3 protein-coding genes are annotated in these 2,683 nt (G+C 27.5%); all 3 read left to right on the forward strand.

The annotated features are described in order from the left end of the window. Positions 1-412 precede the first annotated feature (412 nt). From J7M77_RS06890 to J7M77_RS06900, 3 genes are read left to right on the forward strand one after another with little or no spacing between them, the layout of a single operon-like run. On the forward strand, positions 413-1,525 hold the full coding sequence (locus J7M77_RS06890; RefSeq protein WP_296877098.1) for a helix-turn-helix transcriptional regulator: 1,113 nt from the start codon (positions 413-415) through the stop codon (positions 1,523-1,525). Continuing rightward, positions 1,522-1,722: a PLDc N-terminal domain-containing protein gene (locus J7M77_RS06895; RefSeq protein WP_296877099.1), complete on the forward strand. Its 201-nt coding sequence runs from the start codon at positions 1,522-1,524 to the stop codon at positions 1,720-1,722. Before J7M77_RS06890 ends, J7M77_RS06895 begins: the two co-directional genes overlap by 4 nt. Then, on the forward strand, positions 1,722-2,621 hold the full coding sequence (locus J7M77_RS06900) for an ABC transporter ATP-binding protein (RefSeq protein WP_296877100.1): 900 nt from the start codon (positions 1,722-1,724) through the stop codon (positions 2,619-2,621). Before J7M77_RS06895 ends, J7M77_RS06900 begins: the two co-directional genes overlap by 1 nt. Positions 2,622-2,683 lie beyond the last annotated feature (62 nt).

Genomic DNA, 2,683 nt, shown 5'->3' on the forward strand with positions numbered 1-2,683 from the left:
AGTGCTAAATTTTTAATAATAATTATTAAATTTTTTAAAAGCTAATAAAACAGCCTACAAAATACTTTTTCAACTATAAATTCTACCAACATATATCTTTGTGTTATATAAGACATTTTATTTTGAACTATTCGGGAATACCGAATAGTTCAAAATCCTTGCAACTAGCCATCGTTATAAATTATTTAGTTATTCATTTATTATAGAAATACAAACACAGTATAATACAACCATCATTTTTGCATTAGTTAAATATTTTCATCTTCATAACGCATTACTAGCCTTATCAATGAATATCCTCAATACAAAAAGATATTTGTTTCCTGTTAGTCAACTTTCTTTCCTAAAGTAACCTTTTAATCAATTGAAGTGCAAAGTTGTTATGCCTATAATTATAGATGAGGTGAAGGAAATGTATAAAATAGAAATAGGCGAAAATATCGTTCGGTTAAGACATGAAAGAAAAATAACCCAGGAAAAATTAGCTGATTATCTTGGGGTAACTAAAGGTTCGGTTTCTAAATGGGAGAAAAATATTAGTAGACCCGATATTACTACTTTACCGGTATTAGCTGCTTTTTTTGATGTTACGATTGATGAACTGCTTGGTTATAGTCCATATTTAACTAAGGAACAGATTCAAAAATTATACCAGCAGTTTTCAAAAGATTTTACCAATAAAGATTTTGATGAAGTCGATCAACAAATCCAGTCATATCTTAAACAATATTATTCTTGTTACCCGTTTGTCTTACAAATGTGCGTGTTATATTTAAATCATTATTCATTAGCAAAACCAGCTAAACAAAATGAAATACTAGAGATGATCAATGAGCTTTGTCTGCATATTATAACAAACTGTCGTGATTTTAAAGTTACTAAAGATGCTACTATCTTACAAGCATTAATATTACTGCGATTACAAAAATACCAGGAAGCCACAGCAATCTTGGAAGATAACGTTGATCCATCCAGATTTGCAACGCAAGCAAATAATATTCTAATTTCCGCTTATTTATTAAATAATGATATACAAAAAGCTAATAGTTTAACCCAAATTACAATGTATCTAAATATTATTTCATTAGTAGCATCAGCTACGCAGTATTTAATGATTACTAATGATAACTATCCTCAATTTATCGAAACCGTAAAACGAATCGAAGCAGTTATTGAAACGTATAATTTAGTTAAATTGCATCCAAATATTGTCGCTGGATTTGAGTATCAGGCTTGTTTAATATATTTAAAATATCAACAAGTTGAATCAGCTTTAAAACATATCGATAACTTTGTAACTAGTATTAAAGAATTATTAAACAATTTTTGTTTACATGAAGATGATTATTTTGATGAAATTAATGAATATATTGAAAAACTGGATAATGGTTCAATTACTCCAAGAGATAAAAATAGTGTGATAAAAGATCTTGAACATTATTTTGATGATCCTATTTTTGACCAGTTAAAAGATTATCCTAAGTTTAAACTATTACAAAGTAAATTAAAGGAGATGTTACGATGAAGCTAACAGATATTTTAGTTTTTTTACTTCCATTGATCATAATTGAAATCATTTTATTAATATATACTTTATATCATATTTTTACTCATGAACATTATAAACGGGGTAATCGATTACTTTGGTGTTTTGTTGCCATTATTGGCATGCAGTTTATTGGTCCAGTATTATATTTTATTTTGGGAAAAGAGGATGAATGATGGATATTTTAAAGATAAATGGCTTAACTAAAAAGTTTGGTAAAAATATTATTATTGATAACATGGATCTGACGATCAAAGAACATTCGATTTTTGGTTTTATTGGAAAAAATGGAGCTGGTAAAACTACTACGATGAAAATGATCGTTGGATTGTTAAAAGCTGATCATGGTGATATTTATGTAAATGGTAAAAAAGTGACGTTTGGTGAAACTAAAACTAATCAATATATTGGTTATTTACCAGATGTTCCGGAATTTTATGGTTTTATGAATGCTTATGAATATCTAACGTTGTGTGGTAATCTAACAGGAATGGAAAAAAATAATATTAATGAAAAAGCATTAGAACTTTTAGATTTAGTAGGAATTGAAAATAATAAAAAAAAGATTAACAGTTATTCAAGGGGCATGAAACAAAGACTAGGAATTGCCCAGGCATTATTAAATAGTCCTAAATTACTAATTTGTGATGAACCAACTTCAGCTTTAGACCCACTTGGTCGTAAAGAAATTTTAGATATTTTAGTTGCCATTAAAACTAAAACAACCGTTTTATTTTCTAGTCATGTTTTATCAGATGTTGAACGAATCTGCGATCACGTAGCCCTTTTATCGAATGGTAAGATTATCATGCAAGGACCACTTGAAACTATCAAAGAAAATCATCATCGTCATAATATTTTAATTGAATTTACTAATCAAAATGATTTAAATCAATTTTGTCAATTCTTTGATGGTATCAAAGTTAATCAAATGACCCTTAAATTAACATCAACTAAGCAAACTAATCTTACTTCAATTATGAAATATTTGATTAATCAAAAAATAATGATCAAAAAAATTGAACAGCTAGAACCCACTTTAGAAGATTTATTTATGGAGGTAGTTAAGCAATGAATCAGTTAGTTACTTTTTTAAAAAAAGAGTATTTTGAACAGCTAAAAAATCACAAATGTTTG

The organism is Thomasclavelia sp. (assembly GCF_017889095.1).
In the GTDB taxonomy this organism is placed as follows: domain Bacteria; phylum Bacillota_I; class Bacilli_A; order Erysipelotrichales; family Coprobacillaceae; genus Thomasclavelia.